Origin of the sequence: Pseudoalteromonas nigrifaciens (genome assembly GCF_002221505.1) — a bacterium.
GTDB lineage: Bacteria > Pseudomonadota > Gammaproteobacteria > Enterobacterales > Alteromonadaceae > Pseudoalteromonas > Pseudoalteromonas nigrifaciens.
Map to the genome: position 1 here is coordinate 601,994 of NZ_CP011037.1, position 20,639 is coordinate 622,632.

The window sequence follows — 20,639 nt, forward strand, 5'->3', positions numbered from 1 at the left end:
ATCATGTATATAACCAGTTAACCGCAGCAAAGTAATAGCTTAATTAGCCGTTTTTTTAGTTTGCTCTGCAGATGCAATACTGCTGTGAATAAGTGGTGAAATAGTTAAACCTTGAATAATAATTGAAAAAATCACCACTACATAGGTCACAATTACAATTAGGTTATGTAAATCAGAGCCGCCAATAAAAACTTCTTCACGGGGTATGGCCGCTGCCATGGCTAATGCTAAGCCACCTCTTAATCCGCCCCAGGTTAATATTTTAACGCTATGCTTGTCGTAACTTCTAAATTGTTTAAACAATACAAAAGGGGCACCTACACTAATGAAACGGGCTATAAGCACAGCAGGTATCATCAGCAAGCCTACGCCAATTTCACTTAGCGTAATGGGCATGGTCACTATGAGCATGCCAATAATTAAAAACAGTAGCGCATTTAAAAAGCTGTCCGTGGCATGCCAAAAGTCTTTTACATAACGGGTATCATCGGGCCCTGTGCGTTCAGTGGCTTTAGAGCGAGTAATATTACCTAACAAAATACCGCTGGTTACCATAGCAAGCGCGCCCGATATTTCCCATAAATTAGCCGCTGCAAATCCTGCGCTTGGGATAGTGAGAGTAATAAGCAAGCGAATATTTACGTCGCGACTATTAATAATTAAAAAGTGGCCAACCAGTGCGATAGCCAAGCCAAACGCTATACCACCAAGGGCATCAACAAAAAACAGCTCGGCTATATCTTTAAAGTTTGCATCGGTACCATAAAAGGCTACTGAAAAAATAGTGGTAAATATAACTAAACCAATCCCATCGTTAAAAAGCGATTCGCCCTCAACTTGTACCGAAATACCCTCAGGTGCACGCATTTGCTTAATGATAGCCAGTACTGCAATTGGGTCGGTGGGGCTAATTAATGCACCAAATAATAAACAGTATATAAAAGGCACTGGCCAGCCAAAGGCTGCAAATAAGTAAAAACTTAAATAGCCAACTATAAAAGTAGAAACCAAGGTAGAAAACAAGACTAAAACGGTTATTTCCCAGCGTTGTTTTTTAAGAGCTTGCAGGTTAATTTCCAGTGCGCCGGCAAACAACAAAAAGCCTAGCATGCCTTTAAGAAGTAACTCATTAAAGTTAATACTCGAGACAATTTGGGTCATAGCTAACGCGTTTTGATCGCCCAAAAGCTTAACAGCAATGATCAACAATAATGAAATGACAACCGAGCCTGTGGTAATGGCAATAGTGGTTTGCATTTTAAGAATATATTGATTTGCAAATGCAATAAAAATAGCAAGTGCAGAAAGAAAGCAAATGAGGTACCAAGCATTCATCGATTAACCTTAATTAATTATAAGCGACACACAAAAAGCGAGTTTCAAGGCTGCTATGGTACTCCTGTCATATTATAGTGTCACAATATTTATAGGCGAATTAGGCGTTTAATTTAACTTTACTATCGCAACTGGTTAATAGTAAATGAGCCATTGTTAATAGTGTTGTCATAACTTTAAAGCTAAGTTAGTAATAACGTGTCTTGGTAATTTAGGATGAATAATTAAAATGAAGACGCGGATTCAAATCTGAAGTGCATAACGTTTAGGCGGCTTTAGCCGCCAAGTGATCCTGCATCAATTTTGCAGGCGTTTCAAATCCAAGTGTCTTCCTCGGACGATTATTAAGTTGCTCAAGTACTGGTATAACTTGCGCTGGTGTTACCGCCTTAAAATCGGTGCTCTTCGGCCAATACTGACGTAGTAATCCATTCGTGTTTTCATTCAATCCGCGCTCCCATGAATGATAAGGGTGAGCAAAATAAACAGGAACATTTAAAGCCTCTGTGATTTGCTCGTGATAAGCGAACTCTTTTCCATTGTCAGCCGTGATGCTATGAAGCGCTGACCTATATGGCCTTAATAGTTCTATCGTCGCCGTAGTGACGGCTTCCGCTGTTTTTCCTGCCACCTGAGTTGATACAGTGAATTGGGTGACCCGCTCTACAATGGTAACAAGGGCGCCTCGATGACCTTTACCTATGACGGTATCTATTTCCCAATCTCCGATACGGCCTTTCTCATCAACTATTTGTGGACGTTCTTCAATGCTAACGCGATTTTTTATTTGCCCTCGGTTTGTTTTACCATGACTGCGCTTGTGATATTTCTTACCGTGTCGGCGCAGATGTAGGTATAACTCACCACCTGCTTTTTTATCTTCCCAGATATACAGATAAATGCATTCATGGCTGACAGACAGTTCACTTTCTTTGCGTAACCATCCCGTTATTTGTTCAGGACTCCACTTCTCATTAAGCTTCTGGGTAATTAAAGCTATCATTTCAGGTGTCATCTTAAGCGGTTTTCTTACACTTCTTCGGCGAAACAAAGCCCGCTCATGAGCTTGTTTGTGTCTGTAACCTCGCTTACCTGTATTTCTAGAAAGCTCTCTTGAAATCGTAGATTGCGATAAATTAGTTAGCTCAGCAATACTTTGTTGCGTAAAACCGCTTTTCTTTAGAACGGCGATCTGGCATCTTTGCGCATAGGTCAGTTGTTTGTAATGTCTCATTGTAAAATCTCTTGCCGGAGAAAAAGCAGTTAGTTTATGAGCAACTGACCACTTAATCTAGCCAAAACAAGTTATGCACTTACAATTTGAATCTAGGAGATTTTATTTTATAAATAGCGTCATAAAAGTAAAACTACTTTGTAATTACTTGCCCTTGGTGGTTAGCTTACGTAAAATCGCGCTATTATTTATTGTAAAGTGATTGGTATTATCAAACAGCTGTTTAGTGCAACCGGGCCTTTGGCGTTATCTTTAGATGGGTATACACCACGACAGCCACAAATAGATATGGCCGTTGCCGTTGCTGATGCGTTAAAAAACAGCTCACAACTAGTAGTTGAAGCCGGTACGGGCACAGGAAAAACCTTTGCCTACTTAGCCCCCGCGCTTAAATCAAAAGGTAAAACCATCATATCTACGGGCTCTAAAGCCCTGCAAGAGCAGTTATATCATCGCGACTTACCTCAACTCGTAAAAGCGTTAAGTGCTTCTAAAAAAACGGCATTATTAAAAGGCCGAGCAAACTACTTATGTACTTATCGACTTAATCAGCATGTGGCTCATGTACCTACCGACGATTCTGATGTAATGCACCAATTAGCTATGGTGGCTAAGTTTGCCAGCGAAACACAGTCAGGCGACTTAGCCGACTGTATTGGTATAGAAGACGATGCAAAAGTATTACCTTATGTAAACTCCACCGCAGACAACTGTTTAGGCAAAGAATGCCCCGACTTTCAAGCTTGTTATATAAGAAAAGCACGCTTAAATGCGGCTGATGCCGATATAGTGGTAATTAACCATCATTTATTTTTTGCTGATATGGCGGTAAAAGACAGTGGTTTTGCAGAGCTGATGCCCACAGCAGATGCTTATATATTTGACGAAGCACACCAATTAAGCGAAATTGCTAGTGATTACTTTGGCGAAAGCGTTAGCACTAAAAAGCTGGTGGATTTAATAAACGATTTACGCGCCATTTATCGAGCCGAAATCCCTGACATGCTGCAGCTAGGTAAAAGCTTAAATAAACTCGAAACCAGTGTTGCCGATTTACGCCTGCAGTTTGGCGTTGATGGCAGCCGTGGTGATTGGCGCGCTAAACTCAGCGATAAGCAAATTTGCGCCGCGTTGCATCGGGTTATTAGCGACCTAGACTTTGTTTATCAGGTATTAAAACTTTGCTTAGACAGAAGCGATAAAATAGAGCACCCGTTTGAACGTGCACTGGCATTTAAAGGCCAGTTGGAGCGGGTATTCGATACCACGCAAACAGGTTTTAGTTATTGGTATGAAACCACCCGCCGTTATTTAACTATTAATATAACGCCATTAAATGTATCAGTTAAATTTGCTAAAATGATGGCCGATACAGGCGCAGGGTTTGTATTTACCTCGGCTACATTGTCGGTCGATAATCAGCTTAGCCACTTTAACGCCAGCCTTGGACTAACACCAAAACAAAGCATGATGGTAGATAGCCCGTTCGATTATCCAAACCAAGCACTGCTGTGTTTGCCGCGTTACTTACCTGAGTCGCACGCAGACAATATGCCCCACGCAATTGTAAAATTAACGCTGGAACTGATTAAGTCGGCTAAAGGACGCTGTTTTGTGCTTTTTACAAGTTACCGTATGATGCATTTAGTAGCCGAAGGGCTTACTACGCAAATAGACTACCCAGTTTATATGCAAGGACAAATGTCGAAACGTATTATTTTAGAAAAGTTTACCCGTCATGGTAATGCAGTGCTATTAGGGACGGCTTCATTTTGGGAAGGGGTTGATGTACGCGGCAGTACGCTAAGCTGTGTTATTATTGATAAGCTTCCATTTGCCGCACCAGATGACCCTTTACTACAAGCTAAAATGCAAGACTGCCAAATGCAAGGAAAAGACCCCTTTGCACATATACAATTACCACAAGCAGTTATTGCGCTTAAGCAAGGTGTAGGGCGGTTAATACGCGACAGTAAAGACAAAGGCGTACTTGTAATATGCGATAATCGCTTAGTTACACGCCAGTACGGGCAAGTATTTTTAAAGAGCTTACCGCCAATGCGCCGCACGCGAAGCTTAGAAGATGCCAATAAATTTTTACAACAAATTAATTAGAGTAATAAAATGATCAAAAGTAATATTCTTGCCCTTGATGCGTCTACCGAAGCGCTATCAATTGTTTTACATTTTAAGGGGCAAACATTTCATCATTTTGAAGAATGCCCACAGCAGCATAGTCAAAAAATACTGCCATTAATAGATCAGCTATTAACCAGCGCAAACTGTAAATTAAAAGACTTAGACGTAATTGGCTTTGGTCAAGGTCCAGGTAGTTTTACGGGAGTACGTATTAGTGTAGCTATTGCACAAGGCCTTGCATATTCAACTAAATTGCCACTTGTAGGGGTATCTACGTTAGCTATTATGGCGCAACAAGCGTTTGAGCAACACGGCCATGAAAGTGTTTATCCTAGTATTGACGCCCGCATGGGAGAGATTTACTTTGCGCATTACCAAGTACAAAACGGCTTAATGCAATTAGTTAATCAAGAATGCGTAATTAAACCTGAGTTGTTAAATCAAGATTATATAGCCAATAGTGCACCACAATCGGTTGCTGTAGGTACAGGGTTTAAAACATACCCTGATGCGTTGAATGATTTTGATAACGTAACTATTAATAGCGAGATCACACTGCCCGATGCACGCTACATGCTAGCATTTGTAGAGGCAGGCTTTTTAGCGGGTAACGTTGTAAAAGCAAGCGATGCACAGCCTAAATATGTACGCGATACTGTTACTTGGAAAAAGCTTCCAGGTCGAGAGTGAAAATTAAATAACGAGTATTTGCAAATTGGTTGTTTTTAAATCATAATTTTAAATAGATTAAGATTGGAGACGCGTAATGACGCTGCCTATTGGTTCAGGTTTTTTTACCGGAGATATTCCGGGTAGAGTTAGCTCTGCTAAAGTAGTTACTAATAAACCACAAGGTTTGTTAGAGCACACTGCTGCGCCAAAAACGAATACCGATTATGTTAAAAACAGTCGTGAAGGCGTAGAGTTAGCCAATCAGTTTTTTAAAGCGAACGCCGCAAATACACAATATAATCAAACTATTTACGACCAACCTTCAGCACAAGTAAGCAAGGCTATTTCCACTTATACCGAATTTGCAAATTTAGAACGACGTGCTGAAGTGCAAGATTTAATTGGTGTAGACATTTACGCTTAAATTACTCAAATATAAAATTTAAAAATAAAAAGCCCGAACATATTAGATGCTCGGGCTTTTTGTTTGTTATATGTGCATTGTTTCTAATACGTTATTTTTCTATAAATGCAATTAGCTTATCGGCAATGTCAGTATTGTTTTGTGAGCCCGTAAATTGCTCGCTACCTTTACCATAGGCAAATACTTGTACATCTACAGCAGTGTGGCCACCAGTTGTCCAGCCAGTAAAGCTGGCATCGTTAATAATACTTTTAATGGCTAAATTTAAAGGCTTTTTACCCATTTTTTTAGCTTGCTCAAGTTTAATTTGGTGCTCAGCACTAAACTCAATATTAGTATTAGCCGACCAAACTGTTTTTAAATCACTGGCATCCATTAATAGCGAGGTTAATTTACCAGCCGAGGCTTTAACGCCTTTAACTATTTCGGTATCCCACTTGTATTGTCCGTGGGCACCAAGTGTTAAACCACCTGTTGAGTGATCTGCGGTAACAATTAAAATCGTGTCTTGGTTTTTATCAACGTATGCTTTTGCTTTTTCGACCGATTTAGCAAAATCGTCCATTTCTGCCATAGCACAGGCTATATCGTTAGCATGGCCACACCAGTCAATTTGGCTGCCTTCAATCATCACAAAAAAGCCTTCTTTGTTTTGGCCATCTAATAAATCAAGTGTTTTAGTGGTTAATCGTGCAAGGCGATTAGGGTGCTCATCAATTGCGTATGGAAGGCCTTTTTCGGCGTATAAACCAATGGCAGGGAGCTGCGTAATTTGGCCTAGGTTATTAATGTCGTCGGAGTATTGATAACCAGCAGCTTTAAATTCTTCAATTAAGTTACGGTCCTCACGAATAAAATATTTAGTCCCTCCACCTAGCATTAAATCAACGGGTAGCTTGCCCGCAATTTTATTGTCAATGTAATCATTAGCAATTTCATCGTAGTTACCGCGAGATTCATTATGAGCTGCAAAGCTTGCCGGTGTGGCGTGGTTAATTTGCAAAGTAGCGACAAGTGCCGTGGTCATACCGCGCTCTTTTGCAATTTCTAACATCGTTTTAACGGGCTTTTTATTGGTATCTACGCCAATAGCACCGTTATAGCTTTTATGGCCGCTGCTTAACGCTGTAGCGCTTGCTGCGCTGTCGGTAACATAAGTATGATCGTCTGGGTAGGTGTGTGCCATGCCAGTTAAAATAGTATCGAATACAGTGCTTTCAATTGCTTTTGTGTTCGAATCGTCTTTAAAGTAGCGATAAGCAGTTGTATAAGCTGGGCCCATACCATCGCCAATCATATAAATAATATTTTTTGGTGCCGAATCTGCATAAGCACCTGTTGCGCTGCATAAAAGCGCCAATAAACTGAGCTGTTTTTTCATGTTTGTACCTTTTAAATGTACTTAATTTAATAGCTTGGAGTTATTGTATACAGTTAATATGATAAATAAATTAATATCGATGAACGACTAAAGCAAAGTGTTAAAGTTATATTGAGCTTAAGCTTTATTAAATCAGGATCACATAAACTAATTTACTTGCTTAGTTATAATTACTCCTTTGTTTTAAATTAGTTGGTAGCAAATACCTATCATTAAAGGTTACATTGTCTATAACTACTGAAGGATAGATTTAAAAACACCTTTTAAAACACGTTAGAGCTAACAGTTATAAATAATCATTAATAAAATTAATAGGGGTGTGCTGTGGAACCATTTAATATTCAAATCAATAATTTAAATATTCATGGTTTAAAAACGGGAAGTGGAGATGAAGTTGTAATTGCGCTACATGGTTGGCTTGATAATAGTGCAAGTTATATCCCTATGTTAGCAAATGCCAAAGTGCAGCAAACGTGGTATTGCCTTGATTTTGCCGGACACGGATTGTCGTCATGGCGTAGCGACGACGCACACTATTATTTTGTAGATTATATTGATGATATATATCAGTTTATAAATACTCTAGGGGTAAAAAAAATACATTTAGTAGGGCACTCTATGGGAGCTATGGTGGCGGGTGTGTTTGCAAGCTGCTTTAGTGACTATGTAACGTCTGTAACATTTATAGAAGGAATAGGGTGCGTAACAACCCCAAGTGAAGAAGTAACGCAACAACTTAAAAGTGCTATTTTAAACCGAGACAGGCTAAAAAATAAAAAGCCAAGAGTGTATCAATCGAAAGAGCAAATACACCAAGCACGTGCGCAAACAACAGACTTAAGTAGCCAGCTTATTGAGGTATTAATGGCGCGCAATATTAAAACAATTAAAAATGGATTTGCATTAACAACCGACCCAAAGCTTAAAAATCATTCAGGTTTTAGGTTTGATGAGGCGCAATGTATTGGTGCAATAAAAAATTTAATTGCGCCATGTCAGTTAATACTAGGGGATACAGGCTACACTTTTGTAAAACAAAATTTAGAAAACTATGCTAAATATTACAATAGCTTAAATGTAATAACTGTAGAGGGCGGGCATCACTGTCATATGCAAAGTAGTGCGCACTGTTTTGAACAGATTCAAGCATTTATGGTGCAAAGTAGCGTGTGTTAATTGTATATTAGCGTTAAATGTGGGATTATTCTTCATTAGAGTATTTGCTCAATTGTCAAAGTGCCTTACTTAGATTAAGGTTAATAAAAATATAACTATAAACAGGGGCTAAGAGTGGAAAAAATTTGGCTTAAGCGCTACCCAGAAGGTATGCCTGAAACTATCGATCCTGAGCACTATGCCTCATTACTCGAAGTGTTTGAAAAAAGTTTTACCGACTACAAAGATTTACCTGCATTTACAAATATGGGTAAAACCTTGTCTTATGATGAAATTGATACTGCAACTAAAAAAGTTGCGTCTTATATTCAAAATGATTTAGGCCTTAAAAAATGTGACAAAGTGGCAGTTATGATGCCTAATTTGTTACAAACGCCCATTGCTATTTTAGGTATTTTACGTGCAGGCTGTGTTGTTGTTAATGTAAACCCACTCTACACAGTGCGTGAACTTGAGCACCAACTCAAAGATTCTGATACTTCAGCAATTTTTATATTGGCTAACTTTGCCGATACACTCGAAAAAGCGCTACCGCATACCGATGTTAAACATATTGTTGTTACCCAAGTAGGTGACATGATGGGTGGCATTAAAAAGCATGTTGTAAACTTTGTTGTTAAGTACATTAAAAAGATGGTGCCAAGCTACACTTTGCCAAATACCATAGATTTTTGCGACTTACTTAAAGCCGACGAAAATGCCTATGTACGTCCAGAGGTTAACTTAAGTGATTTAGCTTTTTTACAATATACCGGTGGAACAACGGGTGTATCTAAAGGCGCAATGTTAAGCCACGGTAATATGGTAGGTAATCTTGAGCAAGTTTCAGGATGTTTAGACCCAGTGCTTGAGCGCGGTAAAGAAGTGGTAATAACTGCGTTACCGCTTTACCATATTTTTGCATTAACGGCTAACTGCTTAACATTTATGAAGTACGGTGGCCTAAATGTACTTATAACTAACCCACGCGACATGCCTGGTTTTATTAAAGAATTAAGTAAAGCTAAATTTACTGCTATTACGGGTGTAAATACTTTATTTAATGGTTTGTTAAACACGCCAGGATTTGCCGAACTTGATTTTAGTCACTTAAAAATGTCATTAGGCGGCGGTATGGCTGTACAACGCCCAGTTGCTGAAAAATGGCAAACAGTTACAAAATCTAAATTAATGGAAGGGTATGGTTTAACCGAGTGTTCTCCTTTAGTTACCGTTAGTCCTTATGACTTAACGGCATATAATGGCTCAATTGGTTTACCGGCTCCAAGTACTGAAATCAAATTAATTCTTGATAATGGCCAAGAAGCAGCAAAAGGTGAACCAGGAGAGCTTTGGGTTAAAGGCCCGCAAGTTATGCTTGGTTACTACAAACGCCCAGATGCAACCGCTGAGAGCTTACAAGATGGCTGGTTTGCTACCGGTGACATAGCAACTTATGACGACGAAGGTTTCTTTTATATAGTCGATCGTAAAAAAGATATGATTATTGTCTCGGGCTTTAATGTATTCCCTAACGAAATTGAAGAAGTTGTTGCCATGCACGACGGAGTGCTTGAAGTAGCAGCTATTGGTATCCCTCACGATACGAGTGGTGAACAAGTTAAAGTTTTTGTTGTAAAAAAAGACCCTTCTTTAACTGAAAAAGATATAATAAAACACTGTCGTGATAATTTAACTAATTATAAGGTGCCTAAGCTTGTTGAGTTTAGGGATGAGTTACCTAAAACTAACGTAGGTAAAATACTCAGAAGAGCCTTGAAAGATTAGCAACCATTAAAAAAGCCGACATATGTCGGCTTTTTTATTGTAGGAGACTAAGTGCACTACCAATTAATTGAAACCCAAAATCAGCTTAATACTTTTGTTGAGCAAATTAAAAACAAGCCCGTTTTAGCCATAGACACAGAGTTTATGCGTCGTCGTACTTTGTACCCAGAAGTTGCACTTATTCAAGTTTATGATGGCGAGCATTTAGCACTTATAGATCCACTGGCAGAACTGTCATTATTCGATTTTTGGCAAATCTTAAAAGATCCTGCTGTTTTAAAAGTATTTCACTCTCCTTCAGAAGACATCGAAGTTTTTCAAAAGTACGCTGGGTTTGTTCCTACGCCGTTATTCGATACTCAATTTGCACTGCAAATTTTAGGCGAAGGAAACTGTATGGGCTTTGCTCTAATGGTAAAAACTTTATTGGATATTGAAATAGATAAAAGTGAATCACGTACAAATTGGTTGCAACGGCCATTAACAAATAAACAATTAGAGTACGCTGCTGCCGATGCCTATCATTTATTACCCTGTTTTAATCTTATTATTGACAGTGTAAAAGCCGCCGATTTATTTAATATTGTTATTAGCGAAAGTGAGTTAGTGGCTAATAAGCGTGAATTTCAAACCCCAGATGAGCTGCTCTATAAAGACATTAAAAATGCGTGGCAACTAAGGCCACATGAACTTGCAATATTAAGAGAGCTGGCTGTTTGGCGTCGAAATAAAGCAATTCGTAAAAATTTAGCACTTAACTTTGTATTAAAAGAACATAATATGACAGAAATTGCTAAACGAGGCCCTGCAAGTTTAAATGCATTAAGGCAAATTCCGGGCGTTGAGGCGATAGAAGTGAACCGCTCGGGAGTCGAAATACTAAAGTGTATTGAACAAGCAAAAGCATTACCTGAGGAGCAACACCCAGCAATTTTAAAGCGTTTAATAGACTTTCCTAGTTACAAAAAAGTAGCGAAAGAGATAAAACAAAAAATTAATAAAGTTGCCAAAGAACATAATATTCCAGAGGATGTAATGGCTTCTAAAAAGCAGGTTAATCAACTAATTAGTTGGAATTGGAAATTATCTGCAGCACAAAAAGAGCAGCATATTAAACCAGATTTGCTTAGTTCTTGGCGCTATTCTTTTGTAAAAGATACGCTAAAAGAATGGGATGTTTGATCGTATTTAAGTCTCTAAGGTTAGCTTACATAGATAACTTACTTAATAGTGTATTGAGCTAACAGGTATAAATACTAAGCTATTATAAGTGCACCTATTATTGGGAGGCAGTTATAATAGCTTTATTAATTTATTTGCTATTCATTTAGTGGTGTTTTTTATATACCACTGTTATTAAAGTGCTTTTTATGAAAGTTGAAACAATAAAACGTAAACTATTAGAACTATGTAAACCAGCTTGGATATTAGCTATTTTGGTTGCTTTTAATGGTTACTGGCTAATTAAACCTGTTGTTGCACGTATGCTCGAAATGCTACCGGGTGTATTAAACTGGTCGCTCGATTGGTTAAATTTAATTGATAAAATAGGAATAACAGAACTACCGCGCTTTATTTTAGGTGCAGGCTTAATAATAATGTCGGTTGGCTTAGCTTTAAAAGCACGTTTAGCGTGGGCTTTTTCACTGATACTATTAATAGTGGTCGCGGTTATTAGTATTTCATCGTCAAGCTCTGGGCTAATATTATTGTCTTACACTATGGTTGTGAGCATGTTATTACTCGTATACTGGAAAAGCTTTGATGGCTCTAGTATTACCGCAGGTAGTTTGTTTGCTCTAACGAGTACAGGCGCATTAATGCTTTATGCTGTGTTTGGCACTTTGTATTTAGGCAGCGAGTTTAGTACCCCTATTACCGATTTACCCACTGCATTTTACTTTTCTATTGTGAGCATGTCGACGGTAGGCTATGGCGATCTTTACCCTGTAACGTCTACAGCGCGATTATTTACCGCATCAATTATTGTTATGGGTATTACCGTTTTTGCTACTTCTATCAGTGCTATTATAGGCCCTGTGATTGGTGGTAATCTTAAAAAAATTGTTAAAGGTAGGATTTCGAACGTAATGAGAAAAAATCATTTTATTATTTTAGGTATTTCACCCACCGCACACAGTGTTTATGCCGGTTTGGTAGAGCGTGGCGATGCAGTTACTTTAGTGTGCCCAACAGGGTCTGAACACGAATACCCGGTAGATGCAGACATTGTTTATGGCGACTCAAGCTCAGCAGATATCTTAATCGAAGCGGGCGCTAAAAAGGCAAATTATATTTTAGCGTTACGCAATGATGATGCTGAAAATGCGTTTAGTATTTTAGCGGCTAAAGAAGTTGCTGGCGAGGACACCAAAACAATTGCTTTGGTTAATTCAAGTAAACATATTCCGCAAATTAAGCGCGTAAAACCTGACGTAGTATTTTCATTGCAACTACTCGGTAGTGAGTTGTTAGTGAGAACCCTAAAGGGTGAAACCATTGATAATAAACTGATCACTAAATTGTTCTTTGGTGATGCAGAATAAGCTCGGCTAATTACGGCAATGCTTAACTACTTATATAATAACCTTAAGTGTTAACTAAACTAGTCAACTTCAAGTTGAAATATAAGAGCTTAAATAACTCTCTTATTTTAATTTTAGGGTAAAGCTAAAAGTAAAATTGTTAAACATAAAAAAGCCGTTCACTTTAATGAACGGCTTTTTTGCGAGCAGTAATTTAATGCTTAATTACTGCCTTATACTTTTGGCTCTTCGTCAGGCAAGGTTACGTTTAGCTCAAGCACGGCTAAGTCATCTTCGTTCTGATCAAATTGAACTTGGACTGCATCACTGCTCACGTTAACGTATTTACGGATCACATCTAAAATATCTTGTTTTAATTGTGGTAAGTAATCCGGCGTTCCTCGTTGAGAACGTTCGTGCGCGACTATGATCTGCAATCGCTCTTTTGCTAATGACGCACTGTTTTTCTTTTCTGAGCGGAAGTAGTCAAGTAAAGACACGTTAACCTCCAAATATCCGTTTGAATAAACCTTTTTTCTCTACATCTAAGAAGCGAAAGTCGACAGTCTCACCTAGTAAGCGGCTAATAGCATCTGCATAAGCTTGGCCTGCATCAGACTCACTGTCTAAAATAACAGGTTGGCCAGAGTTAGATGCACTTAATACTGCTTGAGACTCAGGAATAACGCCTAATAAATCAATCGCTAAAATATCCTGAATATCTTCAACCGATAACATTTCACCTTTAGAAACACGATCTGGATTGTAGCGAGTAATTAATAGATGTTCTTTTATGTTTTCTAAGCCTTCTTCAGCGCGCTTAGACTTACTGTGTAAAATACCTAAAATACGGTCTGAATCTCGCACTGACGATACTTCAGGGTTTGTTGTTACAATTGCTTCATCGGCAAAGTACATAGCCATCATAGCGCCAGCTTCAATACCAGCTGGTGAATCACAAACAATGTAATCAAAGTCTTCTTTTAATTCGTTAAGCACGCGCTCAACACCTTCGCGTGTTAGGGCGTCTTTATCACGAGTTTGTGATGCAGGGAGTAAAAATAGTTTATCAACGCGCTTATCTTTAATAAGTGCTTGATTTAAATTTGCTTCACCATTAATTACGTTTACAAAGTCGTACACTACACGACGTTCACAACCCATAATTAAATCTAAATTACGTAAGCCAATATCGAAATCGATAATAACTGTTTTGTAGCCTTTTAATGCTAAGCCTGTACCAATTGCGGCACTTGACGTTGTTTTACCAACGCCACCTTTACCCGAGGTAACGACAATAACTTTTGCCATGAGATTTATCCTTTAACCAAAGCTGAAATTTCTAATGATTCATTTTTTTGTTGTATCTGCACAGCGCTACCCCAGTGTTCACCTTGCAGTGAATCACTGATCCAGTAATTGCCATTAATAGAAACAAGTTCTGCTTCTAAGCGATTACAAAATATATGTGCGTTTTTAAACCCTTTTGCGCCAGCGATTGCTCTACCACGCAGGGTTCCGTATATATGTACGTTGCCATCTGCAATAACTTCTGCGCCATGGCTTACAGCACCTAGTACCACTAAATCGCGATCTTTTGCATAAACTTGCTGACCAGAGCGTACCGTGCCATTAATTATTTGTGCAGGCAAGTGCACTGTTTTTTCAACAATAGAGGTATTGGGTTCTTTTTTAACAGATTCACTCTTAACGTCTTGTGAATAATTTAATACAGATAGGCCAGCTGCTTTGGCTTGCGTATGTTGCTCGTCTGAGCCATTACACACACCAACCGCATTAAAGCTCATACGCTCAAGTAATGATTTTAAATGAACAAAATCGAGAGAGTTATTTTTTATCTCAATTAAGTTAACAACAATAGGCGCACCTTCAAAAAACTTGGGCGCTTGGGCTATTTTAATATACAGTTGCTCTGCTAAAAGGTTTATATCAGTACTGTAAAGATGTAAAACTGATAACGTAAAAAGATTCCCTTTTAGCTCAAAAATTTGTTCTGACATACACGCTCAATTGAATTATCTGATCAGAGATTAAATTTAGATAAACGCAGGCTGAATAAGGCCTTTATTGAAATTTTCAATCTAATTATTCTAACTTATTATTGCTCTCATGTTATAGTGTGAATCATTGTTAAGCAAGAATTTATAGGGCCATAATGCTCACTGCGGTATATAAAAGTAAGAAAAAAGCGGATAGCTTCTTATTTGTTGAAAAAAGAGATGATTTTACTAAAGTTCCGGAACCTTTAATGGCTATGTTTGGTCAACCTAAATATGTGATGCTGATAAACCTAGCAAAACGTGCGATGTTAGGCACAGCTGATTTAGAAACCGTAAAAGCAGCATTGACAGAAAAAGGGTATTATTTACAAATACCGCCTCCGCAGGAGAATCTGTTAAGCCAATTACGAAAAGAAAACGGAGCCGATAATGATTAAAAAATTAGCCATGATTTTATGTGGAGTATGTTTAAGCACATCTGTAATGGCAAAAACACAAGCTGAATTTCAAACATATTTAGACGCTTTAAAGCAAGAAGCAATTGCAAAGGGTTACGACAGCCAGCTTATTGATCAAGCCTTTGCTGGTGCAAGCTATAAAGAAAAAATAGTATCTGCAGATAAAAATCAGCCAGAAGTTAAAGAAACGCTCGAAACCTATTTACCTAAACGCGTACCGCAATGGAAAATTGATCGCGCCCGTAAATTATACGCCGAAAACCAAGACGTGCTAGAAAAAGTAGCTAAAGACTTTGGCGTGCAAGCGCGCTTTATTGTGGCTATTTGGGGCCTTGAAAGTAACTTTGGTGCTATACAAGGTGGCCATAATGTAATTTCATCGCTCGTTACGCTCGCATTCGATGGTCGTCGCGAAACCATGTATAAAAAACAGCTTTGGGCTGCGCTTGATATTTTAAAGTCAGGGCACATTACCCTTGATAAGTTTAAAGGCTCTTGGGCAGGTGCTATGGGGCAAACGCAATTTATGCCTACCTCATTTAACGCTTACGCGGTTGACTATAATAACGATGGTCGCAAAGATATTTGGACTACCAAAGAAGATGCATTCGCCTCTATTGCTAATTACTTAAAGCAAGAAGGCTGGAACGACTCGCTTACATGGGGTCGTCAGGTTAAGTTACCAGAAAACTTTGATAGTAAATACGTGCTAGTGCGCGGTACTAAAACGCGTAAACAATGGTTAGAGTTTTGGAATGACTCAGAGCGCTCATTAGCTGAATGGCAAGCACTAGGTGTACGCCGTGCAGATGGTAGTGATCTGCCAAATGTAGATGTACGAGCAGCGTTGGTAATGCCAGATGATATAAATGGTCGTATGTACTTAGCCTACGATAACTATAAAGTATTTATGCACTGGAATCGCTCGTATTACTTTGCTACCAGTGTAGGTTATTTATCAGACAGAATTGGCTATCCAAAAATATAATACAGATTAAATAAGTATCTAAAAAAAGCCGCAATTGCGGCTTTTTTTGAATTTTGGGTTTTACTTACTCTTTTTTAAATATTTTATCTTTTAAATCAATTACCTTACCAATACCAGATCCTAACTTCATTAGCTTATTAAGCTGCTCAGGGGTTAAACGCTGTAATTCAGATGACCATTTAGTCACTGTTTCAAGCAGGTTATGAATTTCGCCCATTTGTTTTTGTGCGTAAAGTTCATCTTCGTTGCTTGCAGTATCTAATAGATTATCGCGCAGTAAGCTTAGAGTAGGCTCTACTTCGCGTTTTTTACGTTCTTCGAACACCCGGTTAGCCATATCCCAAATATCACCCGCAGGGGCATAATATTCTTTTCTGTCGCCAGGAATATGTTGTACTTTAATGAGCTGCCACGATTGCAGCTCTTTAATGCCCATACTAACATTGCCACGTGAAATACTGAGGGATTCTGCAATTTGGTTCGCGGTCATCGGATTTTTAGTAATAATCAATAAGCCACACATTTGTCCAATAGTACGATTGAATCCCCAGCGGCTACCCATTTCACCACAGTGCATTACAAAGGAAAAATTTTTGTCGGATAAACTCATAGCTTCTTAATTTTTAGTAATTTCAGAAACTAATGCTAGCACGCTTATTGAGTATGGCAAGATTTTACAGCGAGTTAAGTAATTACTGTCAGACTAAAGTTTAATTTAGATTAATAATCACTCAGCTATATTGGTTTAAGTTGTAACGGGTATAAAGCAATGAAGTTTATTTTTAATACACATTAATACTTATTTTATAGGTATTACTTAAACGATGGAATGATTATGAAAGCTGCAATTAATAATGAATTTAAAGGTAAATTACAAATAATAGACATGCCTATCCCAGAGGTTGGCATAAATGATGTATTGGTAAAAATAGCGGCCTGTGGGGTGTGTCATACAGATTTACATGCATGTCATGGCGATTGGCCTGTTGCGCCTAAAATGCCTTTAGTGCCAGGCCACGAAGGCGTAGGTGTAATTGAAAAGGTCGGTAGCAATATTAAACACCTAGAAGTAGGCGATCGCGTTGGTGTGCCTTGGCTTTACAGTGCCTGTGGGCATTGTGAGTTTTGCTTAGATGGCAGAGAAACCCTGTGTTTGTCACAACATAATACTGGCTACTCTATAGATGGTAGTTACGCCGAATATTGTTTAGCACACGGTGACTACGTGGTAAAAATACCCGAAGGGCTTGGCTTTTCAGAAGCCGCGCCATTATTTTGCGCTGGAGTAACCACGTATAAAGCACTTAAAGTATCGGGAGCTAAACCCGGGCAATGGGTGGCTATTGTGGGAGTGGGCGGCCTTGGGCACTTAGCTGTACAGTATGCTAAAGCAATGGGATTTAATGTTATAGCGGTTGATACCGGCAAAGAAAAACTCGCGCTGGCCAAAGAGCTTGGCGCAGATATTACCCTCGACTTTAAAGAAGTGGTTCCAAGCGAAGCCATTTTTAAACAAGTAGGCGGCGCGCATGCAGTTGTATGTACTGCAGTTTCAAAGCCTGGTTTTGAGCAAGCTTATAAAAGTGTACGTCGTGGTGGTAAGTGTGTGTTAGTTGGTTTACCGCCAGAGGATATGCCATTACCTATTTTTGACACAGTATTAAATGGTGTGTCAGTTGTGGGCTCTATTGTAGGTACTCGAAAAGATTTACAAGAGTGCTTAGAATTTGCAGCACAAGGTAAAGTAAAAGCAATTATTGAAGAAAAACGCTTAGAGGATATTAACGAAATTTTTGATGATATGCTCAAAGGCGAAATTAACGGCCGTATAGTTGTTACTATCTGATCTAAATTAAGCATTCATCAAATACAAAAAAGCACGGTTTCTAAATTAGAAAACCGTGCTTTTTAAGTATTTAACTAGTTAAAGTGTGTAGCTAAAGCTCAATTTAGCATTGCGCTCTTGCCCAGGCATACCGCCTAAAAACATGGCTTTAGAGTAATAACGCTTATTAAATAAATTATTAAGATTTAGCTGCATATGCCATTTATCAGTTGTGTACGAAATGGCAGTGTCATAAATTGTATAGCTAGGTACATAACCATCCGGAATCGAAAACGAGCTAGAGTTAGTGCTGCGGTTATCTACAAAAGTAATACCGCCGCTAATATTTACCGCCTCTGGTAAATTAAACATGTTTGCGTAGTAGGTCACCCAAGTGCTGGCAGTTACATAGGGCACGCCTTTTTGGCGAGTATCGAAACTGCTGCTATTAGGATTACTTTGATCACGTGCATCTTGGTATACGCCGTTGACGTTTATTTTCCATTTATCGTTTAAGTAAGCGTTTAAATCAAGCTCCACACCTTTGGTTTCTTCTTTACCATTATAAAAGCTTTCAACTACACCCTCTGCAGATACACCGGCTTCATAAAGAGGATTAGCATACTCTAAATTAGTTCGCGCGCTTTCAAATACCACAATAGACGCTAATAACTGATCGTCAAAGGCCTTAAAGCGAAATCCTAAATCGTTACTTAACGATTCAGAATCTTCTCTGTCGGCTTCGTTACCACTTACAGAGCCTAAAACACTGTAGGCTGTACGCCCTTTAGAATGATTAACAAATATCGAGAAATCTTCAGTTGGTTGATAAGTTGCACCTAAATTATAGGTTAAACCACTGTCTGATGTATTTGCCTCAGGTGTTGGGTTTGCACGGCTTGAACTGTAGCGCTCATCTACACCTAAATGCTCGTAACTTTGTTTAATACGGTTATAGGCAACCCCAATACGTGTAGTAAGGGCTTCATTTATATAGCTTACATGTTGAATACCTAACCCCCAAGCTTGTACTTTTTTATTGTAGTCGCTGGTTTTAAGTGGGTCGTAATCGGCAAAGTTACCGGTTGGCCAGTTAGGCTCTCGTATATCGTAAATGTAGGGCAGTGTGCCTTGGTAAAGTAAGTTACCGTCGCTATCGTTGATCACTTTATCGGCATCATAAATAGAATATTGTTTAAAGCCAATATCTCTATCTTCATAATTAGCGTTTACTAATAACTCGTTGTCTATATCGGCTACTGAAAAGTCGTAACGCAAATCGGCAAAGTACTGCCATGACTTTTCGTCGGCCTCCACTTGGCGATACTCTTGGCGGCGTGCTGCAAACGGGTAAAGTACCCCGTCTTCAACTAGTGGCGCGCGCGGATCTTGGTTTATTACTCCACTGCGAGTTGAATACACGTAATTATAAGCCCCGGTTTGACGAGCAAAGCTTGAGGTGTAATTACGATACTGCAATTGTTGATTCAAAAATAAATCATCGGTAATAAAGTAGTTGTGGGTTAATTTAAAACGCAGCTCCTCACCTTCGTTATCTTTAGCCATAGGTGAAATAATACCATTAGTACCAAAGCTGTAAGGCGTTAAACCATCTGAAGACGATAATGAATTTGCAAGCTCAATGCGCTGCGCTTCAGATAATTGCAAGCCATTGCCAGACGGATCATTTACTAAATCAGCACCGGTTACTTGATCTGACGTTAGTCCATTTACCGAGTTTGCATCGTAAATACGAATAGGGTGACCAATTGAATCCACTGCAATGGCATCTTTAATGTAGGCCGCGGAGAGCATAATATTTTGTTTGTTATCGAATACATATTTAAGCGAGGTATAAATTTCGTCGCGATCTTCTTTTAAGTCACGAAAACCGGCACTGGAAGCCGTTTTAGCCATGACTCTGTAGGCTAAATTATCGGTTATAGCATTGGTGCTATCAATCGAAACTGCATAGCTATCCCACTGGCCAAGCTCTACGCCCACTTTATGTTTTTCGTTAAACTCAGGCTTTTTTTCAATAAGGTTTATTACGCCACCAGCGCTACCAATGCCATATAAACCAGTAGCAGGGCCTTTTAGTACTTCAACCGATTCAACATTAGTAAGCGAACGAGTCGGGTTAAAGGTATTACCTAGCCCCGCACCGCCATACATACCGTCGTAGGTGTAATTGGCATCTAAACCGCGAATAACTAAATTATCGCCAATACCGTAGTTATTGCCGGCTTGAGTTAAACCACTTACGTTGCGTACTAAGTCTTGCAGGCTTTTAACCCCTTGTGATTCTATAAGTTCACGGTCAATAATAACCACAGGAGCTGGGGTTTCCATTAACGACATATTTGACTTAGTAGCTAGGCCGGAACTCATAACAACACGGTTTTGTTTTTCGTAAACGCTAATGCGCTCTATGTTGTCTTCAACTTTTATGTCATCGGCAAAGGCTAATTGTGCATTTAAACAAGCAAGGGTAAGTAAAGAATATTTAAAGTTATGCATATAATGGTAAGTATTCGTATTTAACAAGTTGCGTGAATGATAATGGTTATCGTTATTAAAATAAATAAAAAGTTCAAAAAAAAACTTTAATAACAATCTGTTTGCTGTTTTTTTAATCGTGTTGAAATTGGTAAGCGTAACTTATGCTTTTTAAATGTACGATTAGCTTTTTCA

At 38.8% G+C, this 20,639-nt stretch carries 18 protein-coding genes; 10 read left to right on the forward strand and 8 right to left on the reverse strand.

Going from position 1 to position 20,639, the window contains the following annotated elements:
- Positions 1-39 precede the first annotated feature (39 nt).
- Positions 40-1,335: a cation:proton antiporter gene (locus tag PNIG_RS19235; RefSeq protein WP_086993462.1), complete on the reverse strand. Its 1,296-nt coding sequence runs from the start codon at positions 1,333-1,335 to the stop codon at positions 40-42.
- Between the two features lie 265 nt (positions 1,336-1,600).
- Positions 1,601-2,569, reverse strand: a complete 969-nt coding sequence (locus PNIG_RS19240) for an IS30 family transposase (RefSeq protein ID WP_089368521.1) — start codon at positions 2,567-2,569, stop codon at positions 1,601-1,603.
- Between the two features lie 198 nt (positions 2,570-2,767).
- Here PNIG_RS19240 and yoaA point away from each other — a divergent pair, with 198 nt between their 5' ends.
- The 3 genes from yoaA (at position 2,768) to PNIG_RS19255 (ending at position 5,804) form a co-directional block, all read left to right on the forward strand.
- A complete protein-coding gene (gene yoaA / locus PNIG_RS19245; RefSeq protein ID WP_058375083.1) occupies positions 2,768-4,684 on the forward strand; it encodes a DNA repair helicase YoaA in 1,917 nt (638 codons plus the stop codon).
- Between the two features lie 9 nt (positions 4,685-4,693).
- On the forward strand, positions 4,694-5,398 hold the full coding sequence (gene tsaB, locus PNIG_RS19250) for a tRNA (adenosine(37)-N6)-threonylcarbamoyltransferase complex dimerization subunit type 1 TsaB (RefSeq protein ID WP_011330122.1): 705 nt from the start codon (positions 4,694-4,696) through the stop codon (positions 5,396-5,398).
- 76 nt (positions 5,399-5,474) lie between these two features.
- Positions 5,475-5,804, forward strand: a complete 330-nt coding sequence (locus tag PNIG_RS19255) for a hypothetical protein (RefSeq protein WP_089369288.1) — start codon at positions 5,475-5,477, stop codon at positions 5,802-5,804.
- Positions 5,805-5,895: 91 nt separating this feature from the next.
- Here the strand turns inward: PNIG_RS19255 and PNIG_RS19260 are convergent, their stop codons facing one another.
- The gene (locus PNIG_RS19260; protein WP_011330124.1) at positions 5,896-7,185 is read right to left on the reverse strand and encodes an alkaline phosphatase; all 1,290 of its coding nucleotides are present in this window, start codon (positions 7,183-7,185) and stop codon (positions 5,896-5,898) included.
- Between the two features lie 324 nt (positions 7,186-7,509).
- On the opposite strand from PNIG_RS19260, the gene PNIG_RS19265 reads away from it, so the two are divergent.
- The 4 genes from PNIG_RS19265 (at position 7,510) to kch (ending at position 12,674) form a co-directional block, all read left to right on the forward strand.
- The gene (locus tag PNIG_RS19265) at positions 7,510-8,361 is read left to right on the forward strand and encodes an alpha/beta hydrolase (RefSeq protein WP_011330125.1); all 852 of its coding nucleotides are present in this window, start codon (positions 7,510-7,512) and stop codon (positions 8,359-8,361) included.
- Positions 8,362-8,475: 114 nt separating this feature from the next.
- Complete coding sequence (gene fadD, locus PNIG_RS19270; RefSeq protein ID WP_089369289.1) at positions 8,476-10,128, forward strand: long-chain-fatty-acid--CoA ligase FadD; 1,653 nt, start codon at positions 8,476-8,478, stop codon at positions 10,126-10,128.
- A gap of 51 nt (positions 10,129-10,179) precedes the next feature.
- Positions 10,180-11,310, forward strand: coding sequence for a ribonuclease D (rnd, locus tag PNIG_RS19275; protein WP_011330127.1), 1,131 nt, complete (start codon positions 10,180-10,182; stop codon positions 11,308-11,310).
- A 188-nt stretch (positions 11,311-11,498) separates the two neighbouring features.
- Positions 11,499-12,674 carry a voltage-gated potassium channel protein gene (gene kch, locus PNIG_RS19280; protein ID WP_011330128.1) on the forward strand — a complete coding sequence of 392 codons (1,176 nt, stop codon included), beginning with the start codon at positions 11,499-11,501 and terminating at the stop codon, positions 12,672-12,674.
- A gap of 212 nt (positions 12,675-12,886) precedes the next feature.
- On the opposite strand, the gene minE is transcribed toward kch, so the two are convergent.
- The 3 genes from minE to minC are packed head-to-tail and all read right to left on the reverse strand — an operon-like array spanning position 12,887 to position 14,674.
- A complete protein-coding gene (gene minE, locus PNIG_RS19285; RefSeq protein ID WP_024604840.1) occupies positions 12,887-13,153 on the reverse strand; it encodes a cell division topological specificity factor MinE in 267 nt (88 codons plus the stop codon).
- Position 13,154: 1 nt separating this feature from the next.
- Positions 13,155-13,964 (reverse strand): septum site-determining protein MinD, encoded by an 810-nt coding sequence (gene minD / locus PNIG_RS19290; RefSeq protein WP_011330130.1) that lies wholly within the window; start codon positions 13,962-13,964, stop codon positions 13,155-13,157.
- A 5-nt stretch (positions 13,965-13,969) separates the two neighbouring features.
- The gene (gene minC, locus PNIG_RS19295; protein ID WP_011330131.1) at positions 13,970-14,674 is read right to left on the reverse strand and encodes a septum site-determining protein MinC; all 705 of its coding nucleotides are present in this window, start codon (positions 14,672-14,674) and stop codon (positions 13,970-13,972) included.
- Positions 14,675-14,829: 155 nt separating this feature from the next.
- On the opposite strand from minC, the gene PNIG_RS19300 reads away from it, so the two are divergent.
- On the forward strand, positions 14,830-15,111 hold the full coding sequence (locus PNIG_RS19300; protein ID WP_011330132.1) for a YcgL domain-containing protein: 282 nt from the start codon (positions 14,830-14,832) through the stop codon (positions 15,109-15,111).
- Positions 15,104-16,120 (forward strand): lytic murein transglycosylase, encoded by a 1,017-nt coding sequence (locus PNIG_RS19305; RefSeq protein ID WP_011330133.1) that lies wholly within the window; start codon positions 15,104-15,106, stop codon positions 16,118-16,120. Before PNIG_RS19300 ends, PNIG_RS19305 begins: the two co-directional genes overlap by 8 nt.
- Before the next feature lie 64 nt (positions 16,121-16,184).
- Here the strand turns inward: PNIG_RS19305 and PNIG_RS19310 are convergent, their stop codons facing one another.
- Entirely contained in the window at positions 16,185-16,730 is a 546-nt protein-coding gene (locus tag PNIG_RS19310; protein WP_011330134.1) for a GbsR/MarR family transcriptional regulator, read from the reverse strand.
- Between the two features lie 225 nt (positions 16,731-16,955).
- On the opposite strand from PNIG_RS19310, the gene adhP reads away from it, so the two are divergent.
- Positions 16,956-17,966 carry an alcohol dehydrogenase AdhP gene (gene adhP, locus PNIG_RS19315; RefSeq protein WP_086999083.1) on the forward strand — a complete coding sequence of 337 codons (1,011 nt, stop codon included), beginning with the start codon at positions 16,956-16,958 and terminating at the stop codon, positions 17,964-17,966.
- Between the two features lie 78 nt (positions 17,967-18,044).
- Here the strand turns inward: adhP and PNIG_RS19320 are convergent, their stop codons facing one another.
- Entirely contained in the window at positions 18,045-20,465 is a 2,421-nt protein-coding gene (locus PNIG_RS19320; RefSeq protein ID WP_089369337.1) for a TonB-dependent receptor, read from the reverse strand.
- Between the last annotated feature and the right edge of the window lie 174 nt (positions 20,466-20,639).

Coding starts and splice junctions, on each gene's coding strand:
- PNIG_RS19320 (WP_089369337.1), bottom strand. CDS start 20,465: ATGCATAACTTTAAATATTCTTTACTTACCCTTGCTTGTTTAAATGCA.
- adhP (WP_086999083.1), top strand. CDS start 16,956: ATGAAAGCTGCAATTAATAATGAATTTAAAGGTAAATTACAAATAATA.
- PNIG_RS19240 (WP_089368521.1), bottom strand. CDS start 2,569: ATGAGACATTACAAACAACTGACCTATGCGCAAAGATGCCAGATCGCC.
- PNIG_RS19300 (WP_011330132.1), top strand. CDS start 14,830: ATGCTCACTGCGGTATATAAAAGTAAGAAAAAAGCGGATAGCTTCTTA.
- PNIG_RS19255 (WP_089369288.1), top strand. CDS start 5,475: ATGACGCTGCCTATTGGTTCAGGTTTTTTTACCGGAGATATTCCGGGT.
- PNIG_RS19260 (WP_011330124.1), bottom strand. CDS start 7,185: ATGAAAAAACAGCTCAGTTTATTGGCGCTTTTATGCAGCGCAACAGGT.
- PNIG_RS19310 (WP_011330134.1), bottom strand. CDS start 16,730: ATGAGTTTATCCGACAAAAATTTTTCCTTTGTAATGCACTGTGGTGAA.
- tsaB (WP_011330122.1), top strand. CDS start 4,694: ATGATCAAAAGTAATATTCTTGCCCTTGATGCGTCTACCGAAGCGCTA.
- minC (WP_011330131.1), bottom strand. CDS start 14,674: ATGTCAGAACAAATTTTTGAGCTAAAAGGGAATCTTTTTACGTTATCA.
- PNIG_RS19305 (WP_011330133.1), top strand. CDS start 15,104: ATGATTAAAAAATTAGCCATGATTTTATGTGGAGTATGTTTAAGCACA.
- kch (WP_011330128.1), top strand. CDS start 11,499: ATGAAAGTTGAAACAATAAAACGTAAACTATTAGAACTATGTAAACCA.
- PNIG_RS19235 (WP_086993462.1), bottom strand. CDS start 1,335: ATGAATGCTTGGTACCTCATTTGCTTTCTTTCTGCACTTGCTATTTTT.
- minD (WP_011330130.1), bottom strand. CDS start 13,964: ATGGCAAAAGTTATTGTCGTTACCTCGGGTAAAGGTGGCGTTGGTAAA.